The following is a 1,344-nucleotide window of genomic DNA, read 5'->3' on the forward strand; positions in this document are numbered from 1 at the left end:
CCACGCCCGGTGGGTCGCCCTCGCCCCCGACACCGGCGGCGACACCGGCGGCGACACCGGCGGCGGGCCCCCCGACCCCGGCCCGCTGCTGGCCGAGGCCCGGCGGCGCCACGACCGGCTCGCGCAGGCCGCTGACGTCCGCGGCGGGCTCGACGCCCTTCTCGGGCGGGCCGACGACCTGGCCGACCGGGCCCGCGCCGCGCGTGAGCACGGCGACCGGCTCGCGGCGGAGGTCGCGGCCCTCCCGCTCGAGGTCGGGCGCCTGCGCGACGACCTGGCCGCGACCACCGCCCTCGCCGCCGAGGCGACCCCCGCCCGGGAGGCCAGCGAGCGGGCGGGATCCGGCCTCGAGGCGGCCCGCCTCGTCGTCCGCCTGACGGCCGAGCTCTCCCACGCGCGGGCCGCCGAGCGGGAGGTGCTGGCGACCAAGCAGGCCCGCCACGAGACCTGGCTGGAGATCCGCGAGGCACGGCTGGAGGGCATCGCGGCCGAGCTCGCCGTGGGCCTCGCCTCCGGGCAGGACTGCCCCGTCTGCGGGTCGTGCTCCCACCCGAGCCCGGCCCGGCCCGCTCCCGGGGCCGCGGACCGCGCCGCCGAGCGCTCGGCCCGGCAGTCCCTCGACACGGCCGAGGCGGAGCTCGAGGTCCACCGCGACCGGGTGCGCGGGCTGGACGGTCGGCTCGCCGCCGCGCGGGTGGAGGCCGGCGGCCGCACCGTCGAGGAGTGGCAGCACGAGCAGGGCGACGCCCGCGCGGCCCTCGCCGCGGCCGAGTCCGCGGCGGGGCGGCGCCACGACCTCCAGCGGGCCGTCGCCGAGGGCGAGTCCCGACTGGAGCGTGCCCGCGCCGAGCGCGACGCGGCCGCCGAGGCCTTCGCGCGCGCGGAGGCGGAGGAGCAGGCCGTCCGCGCCGAGGCCGACCGGACCGCCGTCCGTCTGCGCGACCTGCTGGGGGACCTGCTGGGGGACCTCGGCGGCGACCTGGCGGACGACCCGGAGAGCGGGGAGGCGGAGCTCGCGGCCGCCCTGGAGCGGGTACGGCGCACCGAGACCCGCCTCGAGGAGGCCGTCCGCGCCCACGACGCGCACGACCGCGCGACCGTCGCGGCGGACCGAGCGCTCGCGGACGCCGAGGCCTCCGCCCGGGCCCACCGCTTCGAGGACCTGGCCGCGGCCCGCGCCGCGCGGCTCGACGAGCGCGAGGCCGACCGCCTGGCCGCGGCCGACGACGAGCACCGCCAGGAGGCCCGCGAGGTCGCGAGGCTGCTCGCCGACCCGGTCCTGCGGGCCGCCGCGGCGGCGCCGGAGCCCGACGTCGAGGGCGCGCGGGCCCGGGCGTCCGCGGC

Annotated in this window: 1 pseudogene; it reads left to right on the forward strand. The window is 82.3% G+C overall.

Annotated elements, in window-relative coordinates:
• Nucleotides 1–1,344, forward strand: a pseudogene (locus ABD158_RS06465) (hypothetical protein); the annotation flags it as partial.

The sequence above is a fragment of the Nocardioides lentus genome, assembly GCF_039529515.1.
In the GTDB taxonomy this organism is placed as follows: Bacteria; Actinomycetota; Actinomycetes; order Propionibacteriales; family Nocardioidaceae; genus Nocardioides; species Nocardioides lentus.